This window comes from Streptomyces musisoli (genome assembly GCF_016741855.1).
In the GTDB taxonomy this organism is placed as follows: Bacteria; Actinomycetota; Actinomycetes; order Streptomycetales; family Streptomycetaceae; genus Streptomyces; species Streptomyces musisoli.
This window is the reverse complement of record NZ_JAERRH010000001.1, coordinates 177,132-197,875: the sequence shown is the minus strand read 5'-3', so window position 1 is coordinate 197,875 and position 20,744 is coordinate 177,132. Positions and strand designations below refer to the sequence as shown.

The following is a 20,744-nucleotide window of genomic DNA, read 5'->3' as shown; positions in this document are numbered from 1 at the left end:
GGATCACCAGGCGAGACGCTTCTTACGCCGGAGGCTTGTCCGGACATAGCATCGGTTCCCGCATGAACACGATGACACTCTGGCACCTGTCCGGCTGGGAGTTCGCCGCGCTCGCCTTCGCGGCCCTGCTCGTCGGCTTCTCCAAGACCGCGGTCAGCGGAGCCAACACGGTCAGCCTCGCGATCTTCGCGGCGGTCCTGCCCGCCCGCGCCTCCACCGGCGTACTGCTGCCCGTCCTGATCGCCGGCGACGTGCTCGCCGTCCTCACCTACCGGCGGCACGCGCACTGGCCCACGCTGTGGCGGCTGTTCCCGGCGGTGGCGGTGGGCGTCGTGGCCGGCACCCTGTTCCTGATGTGGGCCGACGACGGCATCGTCCGGACCTCGATCGGGGCGATCCTGCTGCTGATGGCCGGGGTGACGGTGTGGCGCCGGCGGACGGCCGAGACACCGCGGGCACCGGAGGCGGTGACGACCCGGGCGGGCCGGCTGAAGGCCCGCTCGTACGGCGTGCTCGGCGGCTTCACGACGATGGTCGCCAACGCGGGCGGGCCGGTGATGTCGCTGTACCTGCTGTCCGCGGGCTTCCGGAAGCTCGGCTTCCTTGGCACCTCCGCGTTCTTCTTCCTCATCGTGAACGTCTCGAAGGTGCCGTTCAGCGTGGGCCTCGGCCTGATCGACGGGCACTCGCTGCTCCTCGACGCCGCGCTCGCGGTGTTCGTCGTGCCCGGCGCGCTGTTCGGCAAGTGGGCTGTCCACCGCATCAACCAGCGGCTCTTCGAACAACTCGTGATCGCGGCCACGATCGTGGGCGGCGCACAGCTCCTGCTGCGCTAGTAGTGCTTCGTTAGCCCTCCCGATCTTGCCTGGTCACCGGCATGGTGGTGGGTATGGAGCTCGGAAGAATGGAACGGCTCCGGGGTGAGTTATCGGAGTTCGTCGCTGATGTGTCTAGGTCGCTGCCGCGGCGGGATCAGCGGCGGTGGGGTGATTGTTATCTGGATGCCGGACGGTCGGCGCAAGTCGATCCAGCCGATGGCCGAGCGGCTGCCGGACGGGAACATGCAGGCCCTCCAGCAGCTCGTGAACCAGTTGCCACGGGATCCGCTGCCGGTGCGGCAGCGGATTGCGCAAAAGCTGTGCGAAGCGATCCAGCCACCGGTGTGTGGTCGATGATGTGTCGTTTCCCAAGTGCGGAACGGCTTCCGTCTGGGTGGCCCGTCAGTACTGCGGAGCCTTGGGCAAGCGGGCGAACTGCCAGGTCGCGGTCAGCGTGCACGCGGCGACCGACACCGCGTCCTGCCCAGAACCCAACGAAGCTAGACGCGGTCCTGGAAGACGGTGTACCAGGGGTACGTGCCCACCACGGCGCCGTCGGCCGTCACGGCCTCCAGCGTGTAGAAGTACGTGTTCTCCTTCGTCGCCGTGGTGTCCGCCCACGTCCGGGTGTCCGCCGGGAGTAGTCCGTCGTGCTGGGGCTCGTACGCCTTGGTCACCGGGTTCCACCGGCTCACGCGGTAGCCGGTGACCGTGGCGCAGCGGGCCGTGTCGGTGCACTGCCAGTCGACGGACGGACGGGTGGCCGTCGCGTTGTGGCTCAAGCTGCCGAGGTTCCAGTCCCGGGTGACGGTCACGGACGGCCGGACGTCGAGCTCGGTGGCCTCGACCACGGCGACCCTCGGGTCGCTCGGGTGCAGCGTGTTGCCCCAGCGGTCCTTGGCCATCACCGCGTACACGTGCGTCTCGCCGTCCGGCAGGTCGCCGCAGAGGATCGCGAGCGGGTTGTTCGTGCCCTCCGCGCAGGTGTCGGGGCCGAGCCACTTGACCGTGCCGTCGGCCTGCCGGACGCCCGTCCACACCACGTACTCGTCGATGTCGTCCTCGGGCGAGGCGGCCCAGCTCACCAGCATGCCGTCGGCGCGCGGGGTGACCTTCACGCCGGCGACCGGGCCAGGCGCCACAGTGTCGCCGGTGCGGACGACGACCGGCGCGGAGTACGCCGACTCGTTGCCGTACGGGTCCACCGCCGTGACGGCGTACGTCACGTACGTGTTCGCGGGCATGTCCACGTCGTAGCAGTTGCCGCCGTTGCTCGCCTCGTGGCTCTCCTCCGCGACGCAGGTCACCTGGGTGCGCGCGGTCGGGGCGAACGTCTTGCCGGGCGAGCGGTACACGCGGTAGAGCCCGCCGTTGTCCCAGTCCTCGTAGAAACCGTCGGGCTGGCTCCAGTGCACGTCGGTGTAGCCGGGACGGGCGCTGGCGGTGACGCCGGTCGGGGACTTCGGTGGCATCCCGTCGACGCCGTCGCTGGTGACCGTCGCGTACGCCCCCGGGTTGCCGGCAGCGTCGAGGGCCCGGACCCGGTAGTACGTGTTCGTGTTCACGGCGCCGCCGGTCAGGTACGACGTGGTGGTCGTCGTACCGCGCAGCTCGAACGGTCCGGCAGCCGCGGACGAGGCGTACACCTCGTACTTCGTCGTGTCGGCGACTCCCTGCCAGTTCAGGGTGTCCAACCACCCGTCGCCGGTGGCGACCGTGAGTTCGGTGGGGGCGGCCGGCCCGGTGCGGTCGACGGTCGTCGCCGTCACGTCCGGGCTGCCGGTGGACTCGCGGCCGGCCTTGTCGACGGCGCGGACCTCGTACAGGAAGGTCTGGCCGGTGGCGGGCGGGGCGTCGACGAAGGACCGGGTGGTCAGCAGGGACGTCCCGCTGATCTTGGCCCAACTGGTGGCGCTCAGCCGGCGGTACACGCGGTACCCGGCGAGGTCCATCTCCTTGTTGGCGGTCCAGCGCAGGGTGGTCTTGGCCGTCGTCCAGTCGTACGCGGCGGTGAGGCCGGTCGGGGCGAGCGGCTTGACCGTGTCGACGGCGGCCTCGGTGCGCGGGGTGTACGTGAAGGCGGCGTTGGCGACGCCGGTCCAGGCAACGTAGTCCACGCGGACTGTGTGCTTGCCGGCCGGGATGGTCAGGTCGACGGTCTTGCGGGCGGTGGTGGAGACGTTCTTCCACAGGTCGATCTTCCGCACGCCGTCGACGTAGACGCGCATGCCGTCCTGCGTGGCGGCGGAGAGCCGGAAGGGGCCGCCGGAGCCGAAGTCACGGGTGAGGGACCAGCGGACGGAGAAGTTGTCCTTGGGCAGCGTGACGCCGGCCGGGTCGTCGTACCCGTAGTTCTCGCTGATGGCGGAGTCGCAGGCGGTCAGCTTCGGCGTGCTGCTGAAGGTGGAGTTGCCGAAGTACTGCGCCCTCCAGACGGGAGAGGTGCAGGTGACCGCCGCGGAGGCGGGGGCGGCGGTGATCAGGCCGCCGGTGGTGGCGAGCGCCGCCGTCGCGGCCAGCGCGGACAGCCGGGTACGAGTCATCAGGAGAGTGGGCCCCTTCTGGACCAAGGGAAAGCATGTGAAACCGGTGACGCCTGTGTGACTCATGGGGCGGGGGCAGGGTTGCTCCGCCCGCTCACCATTTTCACGGACGTTCGCCACGCGCGCCGAGGGCGGGAATCGGCGGAGGGAATCGTCAGACGGGTCCCAGCCCCAGCAGCCCCGGGACGTCCGCGAAGGAGTCCACGACGTGGTCCGGGGTGCCACTGGCGTCCTCGTGCGTCTCCGGCCGGTACTTGCCCGTCTTCACCAGCACCCCCGTGAGCCCGGCCCGCTGTGCCGCGAGCACGTCCGACTCGATGTCGTCGCCCACCATCAGCGCCGCTTCCGCGTCCACGTCCAGGCGGGCCAGCGCGGCCTCGAAGAACGCCCGGGACGGTTTGCCGGTGACCTCGGCCTCCACCCGCGCCGCCCGCTCCAGCCCCACCAGGAAGGCACCGGAGTCCAGTTGCAGCCCGTCCTCGGTGCGCCAGTACAGATTGCGGTGCATGGCGACCAGCCGCGCGCCGCGCTGAAGCTCGCCGAAGGCCCGGTTGAGCGCCGCGTAGTCGAACCCCGGCCCGGCCCCGCCGACCACGACCACATCGGCGCCCTCCTCGACCAGGGTGATGCCACCGAGGTCCGCGGCGATGTCCCCGTCGTTGAGCAGCGTGCAGCGGGCACCCGGGAAGCGCTCGGCGAGACGGGCGGCGGTGACGGCGGGCGCGGTCAGCACGTCCTCGGCGCCCACCTCGAAACCGGCCGCCGACAGTGTCTCGGCGATCGACGCCCGGGTCCGGGAGGTCGTGTTGGTCACCAGGGCCACGCCGAGCCCGGCCGTGCGCAGGGCGCGCAGCGCCTCCACCGCACCGGGCAGCGGTTTCCAGGACACGGTGAGGACCCCGTCGATGTCGATCAGGACGGCACGCACGGACGCCATGGACTCCATGGCCCGACCGTAGCGACCCGGACGCCGGACCGGCCCGCACGACCTCGTACCCTCACCCCTATGCCCGCGCACGTCCTGATCCTCGGCGGCACCGCCGAGGCCCGCAGCCTCGCCGCCGACCTCGCCGCCCGGCCCGGCATCCGGGTCACCACCTCCCTGGCGGGCCGGGTCGCCCGGCCGGGAGCGGTGGCGGGCGAGGTACGGATCGGCGGCTTCGGCGGCGCGCAGGGCCTGGCCGACTGGCTGCGCACGCACCACGTGGACGCCCTGGTCGACGCCACCCACCCCTTCGCCGAGACCATCACGGCCAATGCGGCCCGGGCGGCGGCGGCCACCGGAGTGCCGGCGGTGGTGCTGCGCCGCCCCGGCTGGCGGCCGGTCCCCGGCGACCGCTGGTACGACGTCCCCTCCCTGGCCGGGGCCGCCGAGGTGCTGCCCGGCCTCGGCCGCCGGGTGTTCCTCAGCACCGGACGCCTGGGCCTCGCCGCCTTCGCGCACCTGGCGGACCTGCACTTCGTCGTACGGTCGGTCGACCCGCCCGACCCGCCCCTGCCGCCGGACACCGAACCGGTCCTCGCGCGCGGCCCGTTCACCGTCGCCGACGAGACGCGGCTGCTGCGCGCCCATCGCATCGACGTGCTGGTGACCAAGGACAGCGGGGGCGAGGCCACGGCCGCGAAACTGACCGCGGCGCGGGAACTCGGCCTGCCCGTCGTCGTCGTACGCCGCCCTCCGCTCCCGCGGGACGTGCCGGCGGTACCCGACACGGCGGGCGTACTGCGCCGGCTGGGACTCGGCCCGGCTTGACCCCGAAACGGCCCGGAGCAGGCGCACACGGCCCGGTCGTGGACGGCGTGAGGTGCCCGGGGGGCGCCCGTGCCGCCGGCACGAGAACCCTGGGGGCAACGCGCGCCGGCGTGACCGCGTAACCGGCCGGACAAGGCGCACACGGCCCGGTCGTGGCCGGCGTGAGGTGGCCGGGGGCGCCCGTGCCGTGCAGCCGTCAGGCGTCGCCCGGGTTCCTGCGCAGCAGGTACGTGTCCATGATCCAGCCCTTGCGCTCCCGTGCCTCGGCCCGCAGCCGCTCGATGCGCGGACCGGCCTCGGCGATCGGCCCGGAGACGAGGATCTCGTCCGGCGTGCCTATGTAGGCGCCCCAGTAGATGTCCATGTCCTCCTCGGCGTACCCCCGGAAGGCCTGGTGGGCGTCCAGCATCACGACCACGTCGTCCACCCCCTCGGGGAAGCCCTCGGCCAGCCGCCGGCCGGTGGTGATCTGCACCGGCCGGGCGACCCGGTTCAGACCCGTGCGGTGCCGGGCGACCAGCGCGGAGACACTGCTGACGCCCGGCACCACGTCGTACGTGAACTCCACCGCGCCCTGCTCCAGCACCTCCTGGAGGATCGCCAGCGTGCTGTCGTACAGCGCCGGGTCGCCCCACACCAGGAAGGCGCCGGTGCCGTCCTCGTCCAGCTCCTCGGCGATCAGCCGCGCGTAGATCCCGGCACGGGCGCTGCGCCAGTCGCCGACGGCCGGCGAGTAGGCCGCCCCGCCCGCCTTGCGGTCCCGCTCCGGGTCCCGGGCCTCCACCGTCCGGTACGACCCCGCCGGCAGGTGCGCGTCCAGCATGTCCCGGCGGAGCTGGGTGAGATCGTTCTTCACCTCGCCCTTGTCGAGCAGGAAGAACACGTCCGTGCCCCGCATGGCCTTGACCGCCTGAAGGGTCAGCTGGTCGGGGTCGCCCGCGCCGATACCGATGACATGAATCTTTCGCACGCTCCGAGTCTGCCGCATGCCACTGACAGCGCGTCCACCGCCTCCACACACCCAGCGACGGCGCGCGCGCCCGTACGTCCGCGCGCGCCGCGACGACGGCCGGCCCGGGCCCTCGGCGACGGATCGCCCCCCGTCAGGGGCCCAGCCGGGGTGCCTCGCCGCGGGGGTCCACCGGTGCCGAGTCCCGCTCCACGCGTCCCGCCAGTTCCCGTGCCCACCGGACGAGCCCGGGCAGATCCAGTCCGTACGGCCGGTCCTCGCCCTGCCCGGTCTCCCACTCCTCGACGGCGCCCGCGCCGCGCCGCAGCAGCCGGGCCCCGCCGACGGTGTTCCCACGGGCCGCGTGGGTGAGCCCCACCGCCAGCTGCGCCAGCCCCCGCCACAGCGCGCGCTCCTCCTCCGGTCCCGACTTCCAGGCGTCCTCGAACACCTCGTGCGCGTGGAACGGCCGCCCCGCCACCAGCAGCGCCTGCGCCTCGGCCACCGTCTCCTCCGGTGCCCGCAGGACCCCCTCCGGCTGCCGGGGGACGCCCTCCCCGCCATAGGGCAGCGGGCGCCCCAGCCCGTCCCGGGGCCGCGCGTTCCGGGCCCGCCCGGCCTCGTCCCGGTCCCTGGCCTCCGATGCGCCCGCGTTCGTCATACGGCCGATTGTCCCTCTCCCCGCCCGGGCCTTCTTCGGCGCGCCCCCGAGCGTGGGGTAAAGTGCTGTTCGCACGATCACGCGGGACACCGCGCGTGAGCGCAACGGGACGTGGCGCAGCTTGGTAGCGCACTTGACTGGGGGTCAAGGGGTCGCAGGTTCAAATCCTGTCGTCCCGACTTGCGAAGTTGCAGGTCGGAGGCCGTGTCGGAGCAATTCGGCACGGCCTTCGACCATTTCCGGGAACCTTTCGTGGGCCTTTCGGGGGCCGGAGCGCCTGCCGGTTCAGCCGATGGTTTCCGGCCGTCATGCGGGAGCGGGGGCCGGAGGGGGAAGGCGCATCGGGGCGCCCGGTGTGGCGCTTCGGTCCCGGGCGCCCGGCGTGGGGTCAGCCCCGTTCCGCGGTGACCGTCGCGCGGCTGCCCCGGGCGGCCAGGACCCAGGCCCGGCCGGCGGACCGGCGCAGGACGCGTGCGCCGCCGCCCGCCGTGATCCGCCAGGCGCCCGGCGGCAGGGACAGCACGGTCACCCGGGAGCCGTGCGCGGCCGCGCGGTAGGCGAGCCGGTACACGCCGGATCCGGAGTCGAACGACGCGGAGCCGACCGTGCCCGCCACCGACTCCGCGTACGGCTCGGCGGTCAGCTCCTTGTTGGTGCGGAAGGCGCCGGTGCCGTCGACCGCGCAGTACCCCCCGCCGTAACACCACACATAGCCCGCCCAGCCCGAGGCATAGCGGCCCAGGGAGGCCATCGCGTCCCGGTAGAAACGGTTCATGTGCGGCAGGTCGTTGTTCAGCGGACCCCACTCGCCGACCACGACCGGGACCCCGTAACGCTTCGGATAGGCGGTGACGGCCCGCTCGTACGCCTCGATCCAGCCGGCCCCGGGATCGTAGTCGGCGCCCGCCTCCATGGCGGTGTTGTAGAAATGCGGCGCGTACACGACCCGGGGATCGTCGACACGGCCGAGACCGGTCGGCACGCCCTCGCCCACGAGGGGGGTCGGCTCGACGAACACCCAGGCGTCCCGGTCGGCCGGCCGTACCGCGTCGGCCAGGCGGTTGTACATCGGGGTGAGCTGGTCGCATTCGATCCTGCGGGCGGCCGTCGCCAGGTCTTCCCCGGGGTACGCCTCGCCCATCGGCTCGTTGACGAGGTCGTAGCCCAGCACGGCCGGGTGGTGGGCGAAGCGGGTGGCGAGCGTACGCCACATCCGCGCCTGGGCGCTGCGGAGGTCCTCGTCCTCGTACAGGTGCGTGAAGGCGCGCTGCACGGCCGGCTCGAAGTACTCGGCGAACCAGTCGTCCGGATGCGCGGTGAAGGGCAGCCCGTCGGTCCTGGTCGCCCACTCGGGTATCCCGCGGTGGCCGAAGGCGGGCCCGAAGACGTCCTGGTGGGCGTCGATGACCACCTTCACGTCGTAGCGTTCCGCCCAGTCGAGGATGCGCTCGATCCGCCGCAGGTAACTCCGGCTGTAGCGGCCCGGCTCCGGCTCCAGGTCGTCCCAGAAGACCAGCAGCCGGGCGAAGTCGAAGCCCTTGGCCCGCATGTCGCGCAGATGGCGTTCGGTGATGCCGGTGAGGGCGTTCGCACCGCGGTGCGTCTTGTCCTCGATGTTCCAGCCGTGCAGGGTGAGGACCCGCCCCTGCCGGTCGGTGAGCCGGGGCACGTTCTGCCCTGTCTCCTCGGCGTGGGCGGTGGCGGGGGCAAGCAGCGCGGCGACGACCGCGCTCGCCGTCAGAATCGCTCGCAGCACAGGGAACCTCCGGGCCGGCGGCGTCGTGTGGTGCCGCGCATCCCATCAGCAGCCGCGCCACTCTTCAAGTCCCCTGACTGCGTGTGTACTTCAACCTGAAGGCTTCCGTGGTATCGGCGCTGCACGGCGGGGACCGGCATGAAGTACCGCACGATCGGCACCGCCCCGGCCACCCGCCGCGACGAGCCCCTCGCCGCCGTCGGCCGGGAACTCGCCGGGGAGCAGCGGGCCCCGCTGGACGCGGCCCGCTGACCACGGCCTCAGCCCTTGCTCGAGCCGAGCGTCAGGCCGCTGACGAACTGGCGCTGAAGCGCGAAGTAGACGACCAGGGTGGGGATCGCGGTCAGCAGGGAGCCGGCGGCGACCAGGTTGGGGTCGGTGAAGTACTGCCCGGACAGGTTGTTCAGCGCCGAGGTGATCGGCATGTTCTCGCCCGTCGAGATCAGCACGAGGGCCCAGAAGAAGTCGTTGTAGATCCAGATGGACAGCAGGGTCGCGAGGGCCGCCATCGCCGGCTTGCACAGCGGCAGCGTGATCTGCCAGTACAGCCGCCACACCGAGGCGCCGTCGACCAGGGCGGCCTCGGTCAGCTCGTGCGGGAGCGAGCGCATGTAGTTGCTCAGCACGAACGCGCAGAACCCGGACTGGAACGCCACGTGGATCAGGACGAGGCCCAGCGCGGAGTCGTACAGCTTGCCGCTCGCGGTGATGCCCGGCAGGTCCGTGAGCAGGTACAGCCGGTACAGCGGGGTGATGAGGACCTGCTGGGGGAGCAGGTTGCCCGCCGTGAACACCAGCAGCAGCGCGAGGTTGAGGCGGAAGTCGAACCGGCTGACGTAGAAGGCGACACAGGAGGACAGGAACAGCGTCAGCAGCACGGCCGGGATGGCGATCACCAGCGTGTTGCCGAAGTAGTGGAGCATGACCGACTGCTGGAAGGCGTTCGTGAAGTTGTCGAAACTCAGCGTGTCCGGCCAGGAGACGTAGCCCTTGTCGCTGGTCTCGCTGTACGGGCGCAGGGCCGAGAAGACCGCCCACAGCAGCGGGGCCAGCCACGCCAGCGCCGTACCGGCGAGGAACACGTGCAGCAGGACCCGGGCCGGGCGGACCGGGGCGCGCCGCTTCAGCGGGACGGTGGTGCCGCTCATGCGCGCCGCTCCTTCCGGAAGGTGGCGATCAGATACGGGATGATCACCGCGAGGGAGATCACCAGCAGGACGACGGCGATGGCGGAGCCGTAGCCGATCCGGCTGGACTCGCCGATGATGTTGTCGGTGACCAGGATCGACAGCAACTCGGTGCCCTGGGCGCCCTTGTTGAAGACGAAGACCAGGTCGAAGGCGCGCAGTGCCTCGATGATGGTGACGACGAGGACGACCGTGTTGGTCGGGCGCAGGGTCGGGAAGATGACGTGCCGGAACGTCTGCCACTCGTTCGCGCCGTCCAGCGCGGAGGCCTCCCGCAGCGACGGGTCGACGCTCTTCAGGCCGGCCAGGTAGAGGATCATCATGTAGCCGGCGTGCCGCCAGGACGCGGCGATCAGGACGGCCCACAGGTTGAGGTCGGGGTCGCCGATCCAGTCGATGTAGTGGCCGGGCTCGTTGGCGCCGATGATGCTGTTGATCAGGCCCGTGTCCGGGTTGTAGACCAGCTGCCAGACGAAGCCGATGCACGCCATCGAGATGACGACGGGCAGGAAGAACGCGGTCTGGTAGACCCGCGTGAACCGGATCCGCTTGTCCAGCTGGACGGCGAGGAACAGGCCGAACGGCGTCGGGACCAGGATCAGCGCGGCGAACCAGATGAGGTTGTGCTGGACGGCCGGCCAGAACTGCGGGTTCTCGGTGAACAGTTGGCGGAAATTGTCCAGGCCGACCCACTTGATCGAGTCGAACGCGATGCCGTCCCAGGTGGTGAAGGCGAGGAGGATCGAGGCGATGGCGGTGACCCAGACCAGGATCACGTGCAGGACGGTGGGCACGCCCGCCATCACGGCGAGCGTGAACCGGTCACGGCGGGTCAGCAGGCGCCGGTGGCCGTGCGTGACCCGCTTCTTCCCGGGCGCGGCCCCCGGCGGTGGCACGGCTGCCGGCGCCGGGGTCTTCGTCGTCGTGTCGGTGGTCATCGGGCCGCTCATGAGGACGCGAAGATCGTCTTCTTCTGGCGCTCGACGGACGACAGCAGGCTGTCCACGCCCTTGGGGTTCTGGAGGAACTTCTGCAGGCCGGGCTGCATCACCGTGGAGGTGAAGTCGGGGCGGCTGTCGCGGTCCATGAACTGGGTGAGGCTCTTGGCGCCGCCGATCATCTCGAACGCCTTCTTCTGAAGGGCCGAGTACGCGGAGGTGTCGGCCTTGTCGGAGGCGGCCACCACGCTCGGGTCGGTCTTGAGGTACAGCGCCTCGGCCGCCGGGCTGCCCAGGTACTCCAGCAGTTCGACCACACCGGCGTGGTTCTTCGGGGACTTGCTGACCATGAAGCCGTCGGTCGGTGCCTCGACCGTGTCCTGGCCGTACGTGGAATTGATCTCCGGGAAGGCGAAGAAGTCCAGGTCGTCCAGGTCGGCCTTGTTCGTGAACTGCTGGGCCACGAAGGAGCCCAGGAGGTACATGCCGGCCTTCTTCGACACCAGGGTCTGCGCGGCGTCCTGCCAGGTACGGCCCATGAAGCCGTCCTGGTGGTAGGGCAGGATCTCGGCCCAGTGGTCGAAGACGTCCTTCACCTTGGCGTCGGTCCAGGACGCCTTGCCCGACATCAGTTCGACGTGGAAGTCGTAGCCGTTGAGACGGAAGTTGATCTGGTCGAAGGTGCCCATCGCCGGCCAGGCGTCCTTGTCGCCGAAGGCGAGCGGGACCAGGCCGTCCTTCTTCATCTGCTTCAGCAGGGCGACGAAGTCGTCCCACGTGGCGGGGATCTGGTAACCGTGCTGCCGGAAGACGCTTCTGCGGTAGAAGATCGCCCACGGATACGTGGTGAGCGGCACGAAGTAGTACTTGCCGTCCTCGCCCTTGCTGAGCTTCTTCATCGCCTCGGGGAAGTTGTCCCCGATCTTCGCCCACACGTCGTCGATCGGCGTGGCCAGCTTCTTCGCCGCGAAGAACTGCATGCGGTATCCGGCGAACCAGTTGAACACATCGTCCGGAGTGCCCTGTAGGTAGGAGTTGATCTGCTCCTGAAAGGTGTTGTGGTCCTTCGTGTTCACGTCGACGGTCAGGCCGGACTGCTTCTTGAAGGCCGCGTACACGCTCTCGAATGCTGCCTTCGGCACCGCGTCCGAGGCGTTGGAGCCGACCGTGACGGTCTTCGGATCAGAGCCGGAACCGCTGCCTCCACAGGCGGACAGCAAAGGTATGCCGGCCCCGGCGAGCAGGGTGGCACCACCCGCTCCGCGCAGCAGGGAACGCCGGCTGGGGCCGGAGAGGGAGAGACCGGAGGGGGAGAGGCGCATGGCGGCTCCTGAGGAATCCGGGGTTCGGCCAAGGGGATGAGTTGATCACCGGAAGCTCTTCGAAACCGATCAGAAATCAACTCGACCGAACATCGTGGCGGTAATGACATCCCCATGTCCGCGCATGAGTCAATAGCTCCGGTCGCACTCGGGTGTCTCTTGCCCGAAACGTAATCGTCATTGCCACCTGCGTCGTTGGGGCGGATGCACGAAGAAGCCCCCGCGGCCCGGACGGCCGAGGGGGCTGTGCGAAACAGGTGGTTCCGTTTCAGGTTCTGACCAGCAGCCGGAAGTCGAGCGCACACCGGGTCGCCCCCCGGTGGGGCCCGCGGGGGCCGGCGGCCTCCTCCAACTGCCGGGCGAGCCGGTGGTGCACCGGCGCCGGGCTCGCGCGGGCCGGCGTGAAGGCCGGCGGATCGAGTGCGCGATCACCCGGTGCCGTTCGCTGCGGGGTGCGGTGTACTGGGCTCATGCCTCTCAGGTTCAGGGCCGGAAAGGTGAGGGTGCCCATGGTTTGTACTTACATTCGGACCTGTTCGTGAAATGATGTCTTAACAAAGTATTGACAGCGCGCCCGGCAGAGGCTTGTATCCCGTCCCAACGCATCCGCGTCCCTTGCCCCGTCGCACGCACAGTGAGGTGCAGGAAAGATGGACTGCTCTTCTCGCCCCCGCTCCCGCAGACCGGCCCCCTTGGTGGCCGTGGCCGCCGCGGCGGCTCTCACCCTGGCCGGCTGCTCCAGCAGTCACGGCGGCAAGAAGGCCGAGGAGGAAGCGGCGAACGCCGCCGCGGGCAAGGCCGACACCCCCCGCATGACCGTCGCGCTGGTGACCCACCAGGCTCCCGGTGACACCTTCTGGGACACCGTCCGCAAGGGAGCGGAGGCCGCGGCGGCCAAGGACAACGTCAAGCTCGTCTACTCCGCCGACCCGAACGCGGGCAACCAGGCCAGCCTGGTGCAGAACGCGATCGACCAGAAGGTCGACGGCATCGCGCTCACCCTGGCCAAGCCCGACGCGATGAAGGGGGTGATCGCGAAGGCGGAGCAGGCCGGCATCCCGGTGGTCGGCCTCAACTCGGGAGTGAGCGACTGGAAGAAGCTCGGCCTGCTGGAGTTCTTCGGGCAGGACGAGAGCGTGGCGGGCGAGGCGTTCGGTGACAAGCTCAACACCACCGGCGCGAAGAAGATCGTCTGTGTGATCCAGGAGCAGGGCAACGTCGGCCTCACCCAGCGCTGCGACGGTGTGAAGAAGACGTTCAAGGGCACCACTGAGAACCTGTACGTGAACGGCACCGACATGCCGTCCGTGAAGTCGACCATCACGGCGAAGCTGAAGCAGGACGACTCCGTCGACACCGTCGTCACCCTCGGCGCCCCCTACGCCCTGACCGCGGTCCAGTCGGTGGGCGACGCCGGCAGCAAGGCTGAGGTGGCCACGTTCGACCTCAACAAGGAACTGGTCAAGGCGGTGCAGAACGGCACCATCGAGTTCGCCGTCGACCAGCAGCCCTACCTTCAGGGCTACCTGGCGGTCGACGCACTGTGGCTCTACAAGAACAACGGCAACTACAGCGGCGGCGGTGAGCAGCCGGTGCTCACCGGACCGGCCTTCGTCGACAAGTCCAACGTCGACAAGGTCGCCGAGTACGCCGCGAAGGGCACCCGGTGATGAGCATGTCCCAGCAGGCTCAGCCGGCGGTGGACAGGCCGCCGGCGTCCGGCCGGAAGCAGGCCGACGGCCGCACCACCCGCCGCTCGCTGCCCCTGAGGCTGCTGGCGCGGCCCGAGGTGGGCGTCTTCCTCGGCGCCGTCGCCGTCCTGGTGTTCTTCCTGATCACGGCGCCGCCGGTGCGTGACGGCAGCTCGATGGCGAACATCCTGTACCAGTCGTCGACGATCGGGATCATGGCACTGCCGGTGGCCCTGCTGATGATCGGCGGCGAGTTCGACCTGTCCGCGGGCGTCGCGGTGATCTCCTCGGCACTCACCGCGAGCATGCTCAGCTACCAGCTGACCCTGAACGTGTGGACCGGGGTGATCGTCGCCCTGGTCGTGTCCCTCGCGATCGGCGGGATCAACGGCTGGATGGTGGTCAGGACCGGGCTGCCCAGCTTCCTGGTCACCCTGGGCACGTTCCTGATCCTCCAGGGCGCCAACCTCGCGGTCACCAAGCTGGTCACGGGCAACGTCGCCACCGACGACATCAGTGACATGGACGGCTTCGACCAGGCCAAGAAGGTCTTCGCCTCCTCGTTCGACGTGGGCGGGGTCGAGGTGAAGATCACCGTGATCTGGTGGCTGGTCTTCGCCGCACTGGCCACCTGGGTGCTGCTGCGCACCAGGTACGGCAACTGGATCTTCGCGGTCGGCGGCAACAAGGAAAGCGCCCGCGCGGTCGGCGTCCCGGTCCACTTCACCAAGATCTCGCTGTTCATGCTGGTCGGGTTCGGCGCCTGGTTCATCGGCATGCACAACCTGTTCTCCTTCAACACCGTGCAGTCCGGCGAGGGCGTCGGCCAGGAGCTGATCTACATCGCCGCGGCCGTCATCGGAGGCTGTCTGCTCACCGGCGGATACGGCTCGGCCATCGGCCCCGTCTTCGGCGCGTTCATGTTCGGCATGGTGCAGCAGGGCATCGTCTACGCGGGCTGGAACCCCGACTGGTTCAAGGCATTCCTCGGCGTGATGCTCCTCGGCGCCGTCCTGATCAATCTGTGGGTCGGCCGCGCGGCGACCCGGAGGTGACCCATGACTGACAACACAGCCGGAACCCATGGCGCGGTCCTGAAGGACGACGCGCCCGCCCCGGACGGGCCCCTGGTCGAACTGCGCGGCGCCGGCAAGTCCTACGGCAACGTCCGCGCCCTGCACGGCGTCGACCTGGACGTCCGCGCCGGCCGGGTCACCTGCGTGCTCGGTGACAACGGCGCCGGCAAGTCCACCCTCATCAAGATCATCTCCGGGCTGCACCAGCACACCGAGGGCGAGTTCCTCGTCGACGGGCAGCCGGTGCGTTTCGCCACCCCCCGCGAGGCCCTCGACCGCGGAATCGCCACCGTCTACCAGGACCTGGCGACCGTCCCGCTGATGCCGGTGTGGCGCAACTTCTTCCTCGGCTCGGAGATGACCCGGGGCCCCTGGCCCGTCCGCCGCCTCGACATCGCCCGGATGAAGGCCACCGCCGACCAGGAACTGCGCAACATGGGCATCGTCCTGGACGACCTGGAACAGCCCATCGGCACCCTCTCCGGCGGCCAGCGCCAGTGCGTGGCCATCGCCCGCGCCGTCTACTTCGGCGCCCGCGTCCTCATCCTGGACGAGCCGACCGCCGCCCTCGGCGTCAAGCAGTCCGGCGTGGTGCTGAAGTACATCGCCGCCGCCCGCGACCGCGGCCTCGGCGTCATCTTCATCACCCACAACCCGCACCACGCCTACATGGTCGGCGACCACTTCAGCGTCCTGCGCCTGGGCACCCTCGAACTGTCCGCCGACCGCAGCGAGATCGGCCTGGAGGAGCTGACCAACCACATGGCCGGCGGCGCCGAACTCGCCGCGCTCAAGCACGAACTGGCCCAGGTCCGCGGCGTCGACGTCGAGGAACTGCCCGAGGAGGGCGACCTCACCGCACCCGTGGCGACCTCCCCGGAAGGAACCCCCTGAGATGCCGCACCCCACCCCGCTCGACCGCATCCGGGTCGGCTCCGCCCCCGACTCCTGGGGTGTCTGGTTCCCCGACGACCCGCGTCAGGTGCCGTGGGACCGCTTCCTCGACGAGGTCGCCGAGGCCGGCTACGAGTGGATCGAACTGGGCCCGTACGGCTACCTGCCCACCGACCCGGGGCGGCTCACCGAGGAGGTGGCCCGGCGGAACCTGAAGGTCTCCGCGGGCACGGTCTTCACCGGCATGCACCGCGGGCCCGCCGTCTGGGAGGAGACCTGGGCGCACGTCAGCCAGGTCGCCGCGCTCACCCGGGCCGTGGGCGCCCGGCACCTGGTGGTGATCCCGTCCTTCTGGCGCGACGACAAGACCGCCGAGATCCTGGAGCCGCCCGAGCTGACCGCCGAACAGTGGGCCCACCTGACGAAGGGCATGGAGCGGCTCGGCCACGAGGTCCGGGAGACCTACGGCCTGGACATCGTCGTGCACCCGCACGCCGACACCCACATCGACACCGAGGAACACGTCGAACGGTTCCTGGACTCGACCGACGCCGGGCTGGTCGGCCTCTGCCTGGACACCGGGCACTACGCCTACTGCGGCGGCGACAGCGTCAAGCTGATCGAGACCTACGGCGAGCGCATCGGGTACCTGCACCTGAAGCAGGTCGACCCGGAGATCCTCGCCGGGGTGGTCGCGGGCGGGGTGCCGTTCGGGCCGGCCGTGCAGCGCGGGGTGATGTGCGAACCGCCCTCCGGGATCCCCGAGCTGGGGCCGGTGCTCCAGGCGGCGCAGAGGCTGGGAGTGGAGTTGTTCGCCATCGTCGAGCAGGACATGTACCCGTGCGAGCCGGACACACCGCTGCCCATCGCGGTGCGCACCCGGCGCTTCCTGCGCTCCTGCGGAGCCTGAGGCTCCGCCCCGACGGGGCCCCCGCCCGCCCCGGTTCCTGCGGTACCCCGACGGATTCGGCCAGGGGGTGGCCGGGAACCAAGCAGGGGCACGCGGGCGTTCTCACCGACAACGGGGAACGCCCGCGCGGACGGGAGGACGAGATGGCACACCACACGGAACTCCACGAGACACCCCGGGAAACCGCCGACGCGGCCGCCGCCCGGCGTCACGAGCGCTTCGGGCACCTGCCGGAACGGATACGCCCGCAGGACACGGTGGAATCGAGGCCGGCCACCCGGCCCGACCCGGCGCGGGACACGTACAACGCGGACGAGTGGCTGATCCGCTACTGCGGTTGACCCGACACGGGTGACGGCGCCCGGGCACCTGCCCGGGCGCCGTCACCCGTGTGCTCACTCCCCCCGCACCTCCGCGAGCGTCACCGGCCGGTGCTCGTGCAGCGACAGGGTGCAGGCCTCGGCGATCCAGCCGGCCTCCAAGGCGTCCTCGACGGTGCACGGAGAGGGCCGGGTGCCGGCCACGACCTCGGTGAACGCGGTGAGTTCGGCGCGGTAGGCGGCGGTGAAGCGGTCCATGAAGAAGTCGTGCGGAGTGCCGGACGGGAAGGTCACCCCGGGCTCGACCGAGCGCAGCGGGAGCTGGTCGTCCAGGCCGACGGCGATCGAGTCGGCGAAGCCGTGCAGTTCCATGCGCACGTCGTAACCCCGCGCGTTGTGCCGGGAATTGGACACCACCGCGATCGTGCCGTCGTCCAGGGTCAGGATCGCGCCGGTCGTGTCCGCGTCGCCGGCCGCCGCGATGTAGTCGGCGCCCCGGTTGCCGCCCACCGCGTACACCTCGGTGACCTCACGGCCCGTCACCCAGCGGATGATGTCGAAGTCGTGCACGGAGCAGTCGCGGAAGATCCCGCCCGACGCGGCGACGTACGCGGCCGGCGGGGGCGCCGGGTCCAGGGTCGTGGACCGGACCGTGTGCAGCTTGCCCAGCTCACCGGCCCGTACGGCGGCCCGCGCGGCGGCGAAGCCCGTGTCGAAGCGCCGGTTGTAGCCGATCTGGATCGGCACGCCGCTGCCCCGGACGGCCTCGAGGACCCCGACGCCCTCCGCCATGGTGCGGGCCACCGGCTTCTCGCAGAAGACCGGCACACCGGCCGCCACCCCCGCCCTGATCAGCGCCGGGTGGGCGTCCGTGGCCGCCGCGACGACGATGCCGTCCACGCCGGCCGCCAGCAGGGCCTCCGGCGAGTCCGCGACCTCGGCGCCGAACCGCTCGGCGGCGGCCTTGGCCGCGTCCGCGAACGGGTCGGTGACGACGAGCGACTCGACGGCGTCGAGGCCGGAGAGGGTCTCGGCGTGGAAGGCGCCGATGCGGCCGAGACCGAGGATTCCGATGCGCATGTGCTCAGCTGCTCCTTGTACGTGGTTGCTGTCCCTTGGCCGGGGGCTCGGCCCCGGGCCCCGGTCGCCCTTCGGGCTCGTCCTCCTCGCCGGACCGGCCGGACCGCTCAGTCCAGCCCGCCCAGCACGTTCTGGTCCCAGTCGATCACCGACCCCGTGACCACCCCGGACCGGTCGGACAGCAGGAGGACCACGAAGTCCGCGATCTCCTCCGGCCGGCCCAGCCTGCCCATCGGCAGCCGGGCCCCGGCCTGCTCCCGCCAGTCGTCGCCGGCGCCGTGGAAGGCACGCTGGATGGCGTCCTCGCCCTCCGTCGCCGTCCAGCCGATGTTCAGGCCGTTGGCCGCAGTCGTCGAGAAGTCCCATGCGCCCCTCATCTCTCCCGGCGGCCGCAGGCCGCCCTCCGCCGTGCTCCTCCACGATCCGCGGCACGATCCGCGCGAGGCCTGTCACCTGGTGATGCGCTTCCCCGGCGCGCCGCGCCGCTGCCTTCGGCGATCCAGATGGTCACCTCCGTACGGCATGCCCGCCGGCCGGGCCGCCTACAGACCGACCCACCGGCCGCTCTCCGCGGACTCCGCCATCGCGTCGAGCACGGTCGCGCTGTACACCGCGTCCGCGAGGGTGGTGCCGTACGGCGTGCCCTCGGCGATGGAGCGTACGAAGCGGCAGGCCTCGATCACCTTGAGGTCGTCGTAGCCCATCGCGTTGGCCGCGCCCGGCTGGAACGCGGCGAACTCGCCGGCGCCCGGGCCGACGTACACCGTGCTCACCGGCTGGTCCTGGTACGTCGTCCCGCGGCTCACCGCCAGCTCGTTCATCCGGCGGAAGTCCCAGAACACCGCGCCCCGTGTGCCGTGCACCTCGAAGCCGTAGGTGTTCTGCTCGCCGACCGAGACGCGGCACGCCTCCAGGACCCCGCGGGCGCCGGAGGCGAAGCGGAGCAGGCAGCCGACGTAGTCCTCGTTCTCGACCGGGCCCGGCTCACCGCCCGAGGCCCGGGCATGGCCGGCCGTGGCCCCGGCCGGACGGGCCCGTTCCGGCAGGAAGACCGCGGTGTCGGCGGTGAGGGAGGCGATGTCCCCGAGCAGGAAGCGGGCCAGGTCCGCACCGTGCGAGGCCAGGTCGCCGAGCACCCCGCTGCCGCCGCGCTCCCGCTCGTAGCGCCAGGTCAGGGCGGAGTCCGGGTGGGCCGCGTAGTCACTGAAGAGACGGATGCGGACGTGGGTGACCCTGCCGATCTCGCCGGACGCGATCAGCTCGCGGGCGGCCTCCACGGCGGGCGCGTTGCGGTAGTTGAAACCGACCGTGCCCTGCACGCCGGCCCCCGCGACCGCGTCGGCGACCGCGCGGGCGTCCCCGGCGGTCAGGCCCACCGGCTTCTCGATCCAGACGTGCTTGCCGGCCTCGGCCATCGCCACGCCGATCTCCCGGTGCAGGAAGTTCGGCGCGGTGATGCTGACGGCCCGCACGCGCGGGTCGGCGGCCACCTCGCGCCAGTCGCGGGTCGCGGAGGCGAACCCGAAGCGTTCGGCGGCCTCCTCGGCCCGCCCCGGCACCTCCTCGGCGACCGTGACCAGCCGCGGCCGCAGCGGGAGCCGCGGATAGTGGTGCGGGAGCCGGGCGTACGCCTGGGTGTGCACGCGACCCATCCAGCCGAATCCGACGACGGCGACACCCAGCGCTTCCACCATGACAGCCCTTCCTGGTGCACTTGGACCGGTCCACGCACGATGTGGCTCACCTTTGTTCGGACATGGCCAGCGTGTCAACCCTTTGACAGCACGGCACGCCGCATGGAACGGTCCATGTCATGAGACCGCCGACCATCCGCGACGTGGCCGAACGGGCCGGCGTGTCGAAGTCACTGGTCTCGCTCGTGCTGCGCGGCTCCGGCCCGGTGCGCCCCGAGAAGCGGGAGGCGGTGCTGCGGGCCGTGCGGGAGCTGGGCTACCGCCCGAACGCCGCGGCCCGCAGCCTCAGTGAACAGCGCAGCCGCACCGTCGGCGTCGTCCTGGACGACCTGCGCAACCCCTGGTTCGTGGAACTGCTCGACGGCCTCAACTCCCTGCTGCACGCGGCCGGCCTGCACATGCTTCTCGCCGACGCCCGCCTCAACCGGCGCATGGGCCACGCCCTCGCCGAACCCTTCACGGACCTGGGTGTCGACGGCCTGGTGGTGGTCGGCACCGTCCCGGACGCGGGTGCGCTCGGCACGCTGGCCCGGCGGATACCGGTGGTCGTGGCGGGTGCCCGCGAGGCGCAACCGCCGGGCGTGGACGTCGTCGCCGGGGACGACGAGCGGGGTGCCCGGCTCGTCACCGAGCACCTGCTCGGGCTCGGCCACCGCCGGATCGCGCACCTGGCGGGTCACGGCGCCGTCGGCGCACTGCGCCGGCGCGGCTTCGAGACGGCGATGCGGGCGCACGGCGCCGAGCCGCTCGTCGAACCGGGCGACCTGACCGAGGAGAGCGGCTACCGCGGAACCGTACGGCTGCTGAGCCGAGCGGAGCGGCCCACGGCGCTCTTCGCCGTCAACGACATGGCCGCGGTGGGCGCGCTGTCCGCGGCCGTGGAGCTGGGGCTGGGAGTGCCCCGGGACCTGTCGGTGGCGGGGTACGACAACACCGGCATCTCCCGGTTGCGGCACGTCTGGCTGACCACCGTGGACACCGCCCCGTACGAGGCCGGCCGGCGCGCCGCCGGCTGCCTGCTGGACCGCCTGGCCGGTCACGGCGGCGACGGCGGCGTCCAGCTGGCACCGCCGACGCTCCAGGTGCGCGGAACGACGGGACCGCCGGACCGTCCGCAGCCGGCCGGCGCGGCGTCGTAACCGGGCGGTGGGC

The 20,744-nt window shown here is 71.1% G+C and carries 19 protein-coding genes, 1 tRNA gene and 2 pseudogenes; 10 read left to right on the top strand and 12 right to left on the bottom strand.

Going from position 1 to position 20,744, the window contains the following annotated elements; all coding sequences use genetic code 11:
* The first annotated feature begins 62 nt into the window (after positions 1 to 62).
* Both JK361_RS00710 and JK361_RS00705 read left to right on the top strand, forming a co-directional pair.
* Complete coding sequence (locus JK361_RS00710; protein WP_201813613.1) at positions 63 to 836, top strand: sulfite exporter TauE/SafE family protein; 774 nt, start codon at positions 63 to 65, stop codon at positions 834 to 836.
* Positions 837 to 889: 53 nt separating this feature from the next.
* Positions 890 to 1,305: pseudogene (locus tag JK361_RS00705) on the top strand (transposase); the annotation flags it as partial.
* A 13-nt stretch (positions 1,306 to 1,318) separates the two neighbouring features.
* Here JK361_RS00705 and JK361_RS00700 read toward each other — a convergent pair.
* Both JK361_RS00700 and JK361_RS00695 read right to left on the bottom strand, forming a co-directional pair.
* A complete protein-coding gene (locus JK361_RS00700; protein WP_201813612.1) occupies positions 1,319 to 3,361 on the bottom strand; it encodes a PA14 domain-containing protein in 2,043 nt (680 codons plus the stop codon).
* 154 nt (positions 3,362 to 3,515) lie between these two features.
* Positions 3,516 to 4,298, bottom strand: coding sequence for a TIGR01458 family HAD-type hydrolase (locus JK361_RS00695; protein WP_201814215.1), 783 nt, complete (start codon positions 4,296 to 4,298; stop codon positions 3,516 to 3,518).
* Positions 4,299 to 4,367: 69 nt separating this feature from the next.
* Between JK361_RS00695 and JK361_RS00690 the strand changes: the two genes are divergently transcribed.
* Entirely contained in the window at positions 4,368 to 5,114 is a 747-nt protein-coding gene (locus JK361_RS00690) for a cobalt-precorrin-6A reductase (protein ID WP_201813611.1), read from the top strand.
* A gap of 196 nt (positions 5,115 to 5,310) precedes the next feature.
* Here JK361_RS00690 and cobF read toward each other — a convergent pair whose 3' ends face one another.
* Positions 5,311 to 6,084: a precorrin-6A synthase (deacetylating) gene (gene cobF / locus JK361_RS00685; protein ID WP_201813610.1), complete on the bottom strand. Its 774-nt coding sequence runs from the start codon at positions 6,082 to 6,084 to the stop codon at positions 5,311 to 5,313.
* Positions 6,085 to 6,217: 133 nt separating this feature from the next.
* Positions 6,218 to 6,724, bottom strand: coding sequence for a DUF309 domain-containing protein (locus JK361_RS00680; RefSeq protein ID WP_201813609.1), 507 nt, complete (start codon positions 6,722 to 6,724; stop codon positions 6,218 to 6,220).
* Positions 6,725 to 6,829: 105 nt separating this feature from the next.
* On the opposite strand from JK361_RS00680, the gene JK361_RS00675 reads away from it, so the two are divergent.
* Positions 6,830 to 6,903, top strand: a tRNA-Pro gene (locus JK361_RS00675).
* A gap of 209 nt (positions 6,904 to 7,112) precedes the next feature.
* On the opposite strand, the gene JK361_RS00670 is transcribed toward JK361_RS00675, so the two are convergent.
* The 5 genes from JK361_RS00670 to JK361_RS00650 all read right to left on the bottom strand — a co-directional run bounded on the left by JK361_RS00670 (position 7,113) and on the right by JK361_RS00650 (position 12,399).
* Positions 7,113 to 8,480, bottom strand: coding sequence for a cellulase family glycosylhydrolase (locus JK361_RS00670; RefSeq protein WP_201813608.1), 1,368 nt, complete (start codon positions 8,478 to 8,480; stop codon positions 7,113 to 7,115).
* A gap of 260 nt (positions 8,481 to 8,740) precedes the next feature.
* Positions 8,741 to 9,628, bottom strand: a complete 888-nt coding sequence (locus JK361_RS00665; RefSeq protein WP_201813607.1) for a carbohydrate ABC transporter permease — start codon at positions 9,626 to 9,628, stop codon at positions 8,741 to 8,743.
* Positions 9,625 to 10,605 carry a carbohydrate ABC transporter permease gene (locus JK361_RS00660; protein WP_201813606.1) on the bottom strand — a complete coding sequence of 327 codons (981 nt, stop codon included), beginning with the start codon at positions 10,603 to 10,605 and terminating at the stop codon, positions 9,625 to 9,627. The genes JK361_RS00665 and JK361_RS00660 overlap by 4 nt, the downstream gene beginning before the upstream one ends.
* Before the next feature lie 8 nt (positions 10,606 to 10,613).
* Entirely contained in the window at positions 10,614 to 11,927 is a 1,314-nt protein-coding gene (locus JK361_RS00655) for an ABC transporter substrate-binding protein (RefSeq protein WP_201813605.1), read from the bottom strand.
* A gap of 268 nt (positions 11,928 to 12,195) precedes the next feature.
* A complete protein-coding gene (locus JK361_RS00650) occupies positions 12,196 to 12,399 on the bottom strand; it encodes a hypothetical protein (RefSeq protein WP_201813604.1) in 204 nt (67 codons plus the stop codon).
* A 178-nt stretch (positions 12,400 to 12,577) separates the two neighbouring features.
* Here JK361_RS00650 and JK361_RS00645 point away from each other — a divergent pair, with 178 nt between their 5' ends.
* The 5 genes from JK361_RS00645 to JK361_RS00625 all read left to right on the top strand — a co-directional run bounded on the left by JK361_RS00645 (position 12,578) and on the right by JK361_RS00625 (position 16,839).
* A complete protein-coding gene (locus JK361_RS00645) occupies positions 12,578 to 13,597 on the top strand; it encodes a sugar ABC transporter substrate-binding protein (protein ID WP_201813603.1) in 1,020 nt (339 codons plus the stop codon).
* Positions 13,597 to 14,673: an ABC transporter permease gene (locus tag JK361_RS00640; protein WP_201813602.1), complete on the top strand. Its 1,077-nt coding sequence runs from the start codon at positions 13,597 to 13,599 to the stop codon at positions 14,671 to 14,673. Before JK361_RS00645 ends, JK361_RS00640 begins: the two co-directional genes overlap by 1 nt.
* Positions 14,674 to 14,676: 3 nt before the next feature.
* Positions 14,677 to 15,588: an ATP-binding cassette domain-containing protein gene (locus JK361_RS00635; protein WP_201813601.1), complete on the top strand. Its 912-nt coding sequence runs from the start codon at positions 14,677 to 14,679 to the stop codon at positions 15,586 to 15,588.
* Position 15,589: 1 nt separating this feature from the next.
* Positions 15,590 to 16,498, top strand: coding sequence for a sugar phosphate isomerase/epimerase family protein (locus JK361_RS00630; RefSeq protein WP_201813600.1), 909 nt, complete (start codon positions 15,590 to 15,592; stop codon positions 16,496 to 16,498).
* A 143-nt stretch (positions 16,499 to 16,641) separates the two neighbouring features.
* On the top strand, positions 16,642 to 16,839 hold the full coding sequence (locus tag JK361_RS00625; protein ID WP_201813599.1) for a hypothetical protein: 198 nt from the start codon (positions 16,642 to 16,644) through the stop codon (positions 16,837 to 16,839).
* 54 nt (positions 16,840 to 16,893) lie between these two features.
* On the opposite strand, the gene JK361_RS00620 is transcribed toward JK361_RS00625, so the two are convergent.
* The 3 genes and pseudogenes from JK361_RS00620 to JK361_RS00610 form a co-directional block, all read right to left on the bottom strand.
* Entirely contained in the window at positions 16,894 to 17,898 is a 1,005-nt protein-coding gene (locus JK361_RS00620; RefSeq protein WP_201813598.1) for a Gfo/Idh/MocA family protein, read from the bottom strand.
* 107 nt (positions 17,899 to 18,005) lie between these two features.
* Positions 18,006 to 18,239 (bottom strand): annotated as a pseudogene (locus JK361_RS00615) (SDR family oxidoreductase); the annotation flags it as partial.
* A gap of 201 nt (positions 18,240 to 18,440) precedes the next feature.
* Positions 18,441 to 19,592 carry a Gfo/Idh/MocA family protein gene (locus JK361_RS00610; RefSeq protein ID WP_201813597.1) on the bottom strand — a complete coding sequence of 384 codons (1,152 nt, stop codon included), beginning with the start codon at positions 19,590 to 19,592 and terminating at the stop codon, positions 18,441 to 18,443.
* 119 nt (positions 19,593 to 19,711) lie between these two features.
* Between JK361_RS00610 and JK361_RS00605 the strand changes: the two genes are divergently transcribed.
* Positions 19,712 to 20,731, top strand: a complete 1,020-nt coding sequence (locus JK361_RS00605; RefSeq protein ID WP_201813596.1) for a LacI family DNA-binding transcriptional regulator — start codon at positions 19,712 to 19,714, stop codon at positions 20,729 to 20,731.
* Positions 20,732 to 20,744 lie beyond the last annotated feature (13 nt).

Excerpts from the sequence above, each read along its gene's own strand:
- JK361_RS00710 (WP_201813613.1), top strand. The coding sequence starts at position 63 with ATGAACACGATGACACTCTGGCACCTGTCCGGCTGGGAGTTCGCCGCG.
- JK361_RS00700 (WP_201813612.1), bottom strand. The coding sequence starts at position 3,361 with ATGACTCGTACCCGGCTGTCCGCGCTGGCCGCGACGGCGGCGCTCGCC.
- JK361_RS00695 (WP_201814215.1), bottom strand. The coding sequence starts at position 4,298 with ATGGCGTCCGTGCGTGCCGTCCTGATCGACATCGACGGGGTCCTCACC.
- JK361_RS00690 (WP_201813611.1), top strand. The coding sequence starts at position 4,368 with ATGCCCGCGCACGTCCTGATCCTCGGCGGCACCGCCGAGGCCCGCAGC.
- JK361_RS00680 (WP_201813609.1), bottom strand. The coding sequence starts at position 6,724 with ATGACGAACGCGGGCGCATCGGAGGCCAGGGACCGGGACGAGGCCGGG.
- JK361_RS00665 (WP_201813607.1), bottom strand. The coding sequence starts at position 9,628 with ATGAGCGGCACCACCGTCCCGCTGAAGCGGCGCGCCCCGGTCCGCCCG.
- JK361_RS00660 (WP_201813606.1), bottom strand. The coding sequence starts at position 10,605 with ATGACCACCGACACGACGACGAAGACCCCGGCGCCGGCAGCCGTGCCA.
- JK361_RS00655 (WP_201813605.1), bottom strand. The coding sequence starts at position 11,927 with ATGCGCCTCTCCCCCTCCGGTCTCTCCCTCTCCGGCCCCAGCCGGCGT.
- JK361_RS00650 (WP_201813604.1), bottom strand. The coding sequence starts at position 12,399 with ATGAGCCCAGTACACCGCACCCCGCAGCGAACGGCACCGGGTGATCGC.
- JK361_RS00645 (WP_201813603.1), top strand. The coding sequence starts at position 12,578 with ATGGACTGCTCTTCTCGCCCCCGCTCCCGCAGACCGGCCCCCTTGGTG.
- JK361_RS00640 (WP_201813602.1), top strand. The coding sequence starts at position 13,597 with ATGAGCATGTCCCAGCAGGCTCAGCCGGCGGTGGACAGGCCGCCGGCG.
- JK361_RS00635 (WP_201813601.1), top strand. The coding sequence starts at position 14,677 with ATGACTGACAACACAGCCGGAACCCATGGCGCGGTCCTGAAGGACGAC.
- JK361_RS00630 (WP_201813600.1), top strand. The coding sequence starts at position 15,590 with ATGCCGCACCCCACCCCGCTCGACCGCATCCGGGTCGGCTCCGCCCCC.
- JK361_RS00625 (WP_201813599.1), top strand. The coding sequence starts at position 16,642 with ATGGCACACCACACGGAACTCCACGAGACACCCCGGGAAACCGCCGAC.
- JK361_RS00620 (WP_201813598.1), bottom strand. The coding sequence starts at position 17,898 with ATGCGCATCGGAATCCTCGGTCTCGGCCGCATCGGCGCCTTCCACGCC.
- JK361_RS00610 (WP_201813597.1), bottom strand. The coding sequence starts at position 19,592 with ATGGTGGAAGCGCTGGGTGTCGCCGTCGTCGGATTCGGCTGGATGGGT.
- JK361_RS00605 (WP_201813596.1), top strand. The coding sequence starts at position 19,712 with ATGAGACCGCCGACCATCCGCGACGTGGCCGAACGGGCCGGCGTGTCG.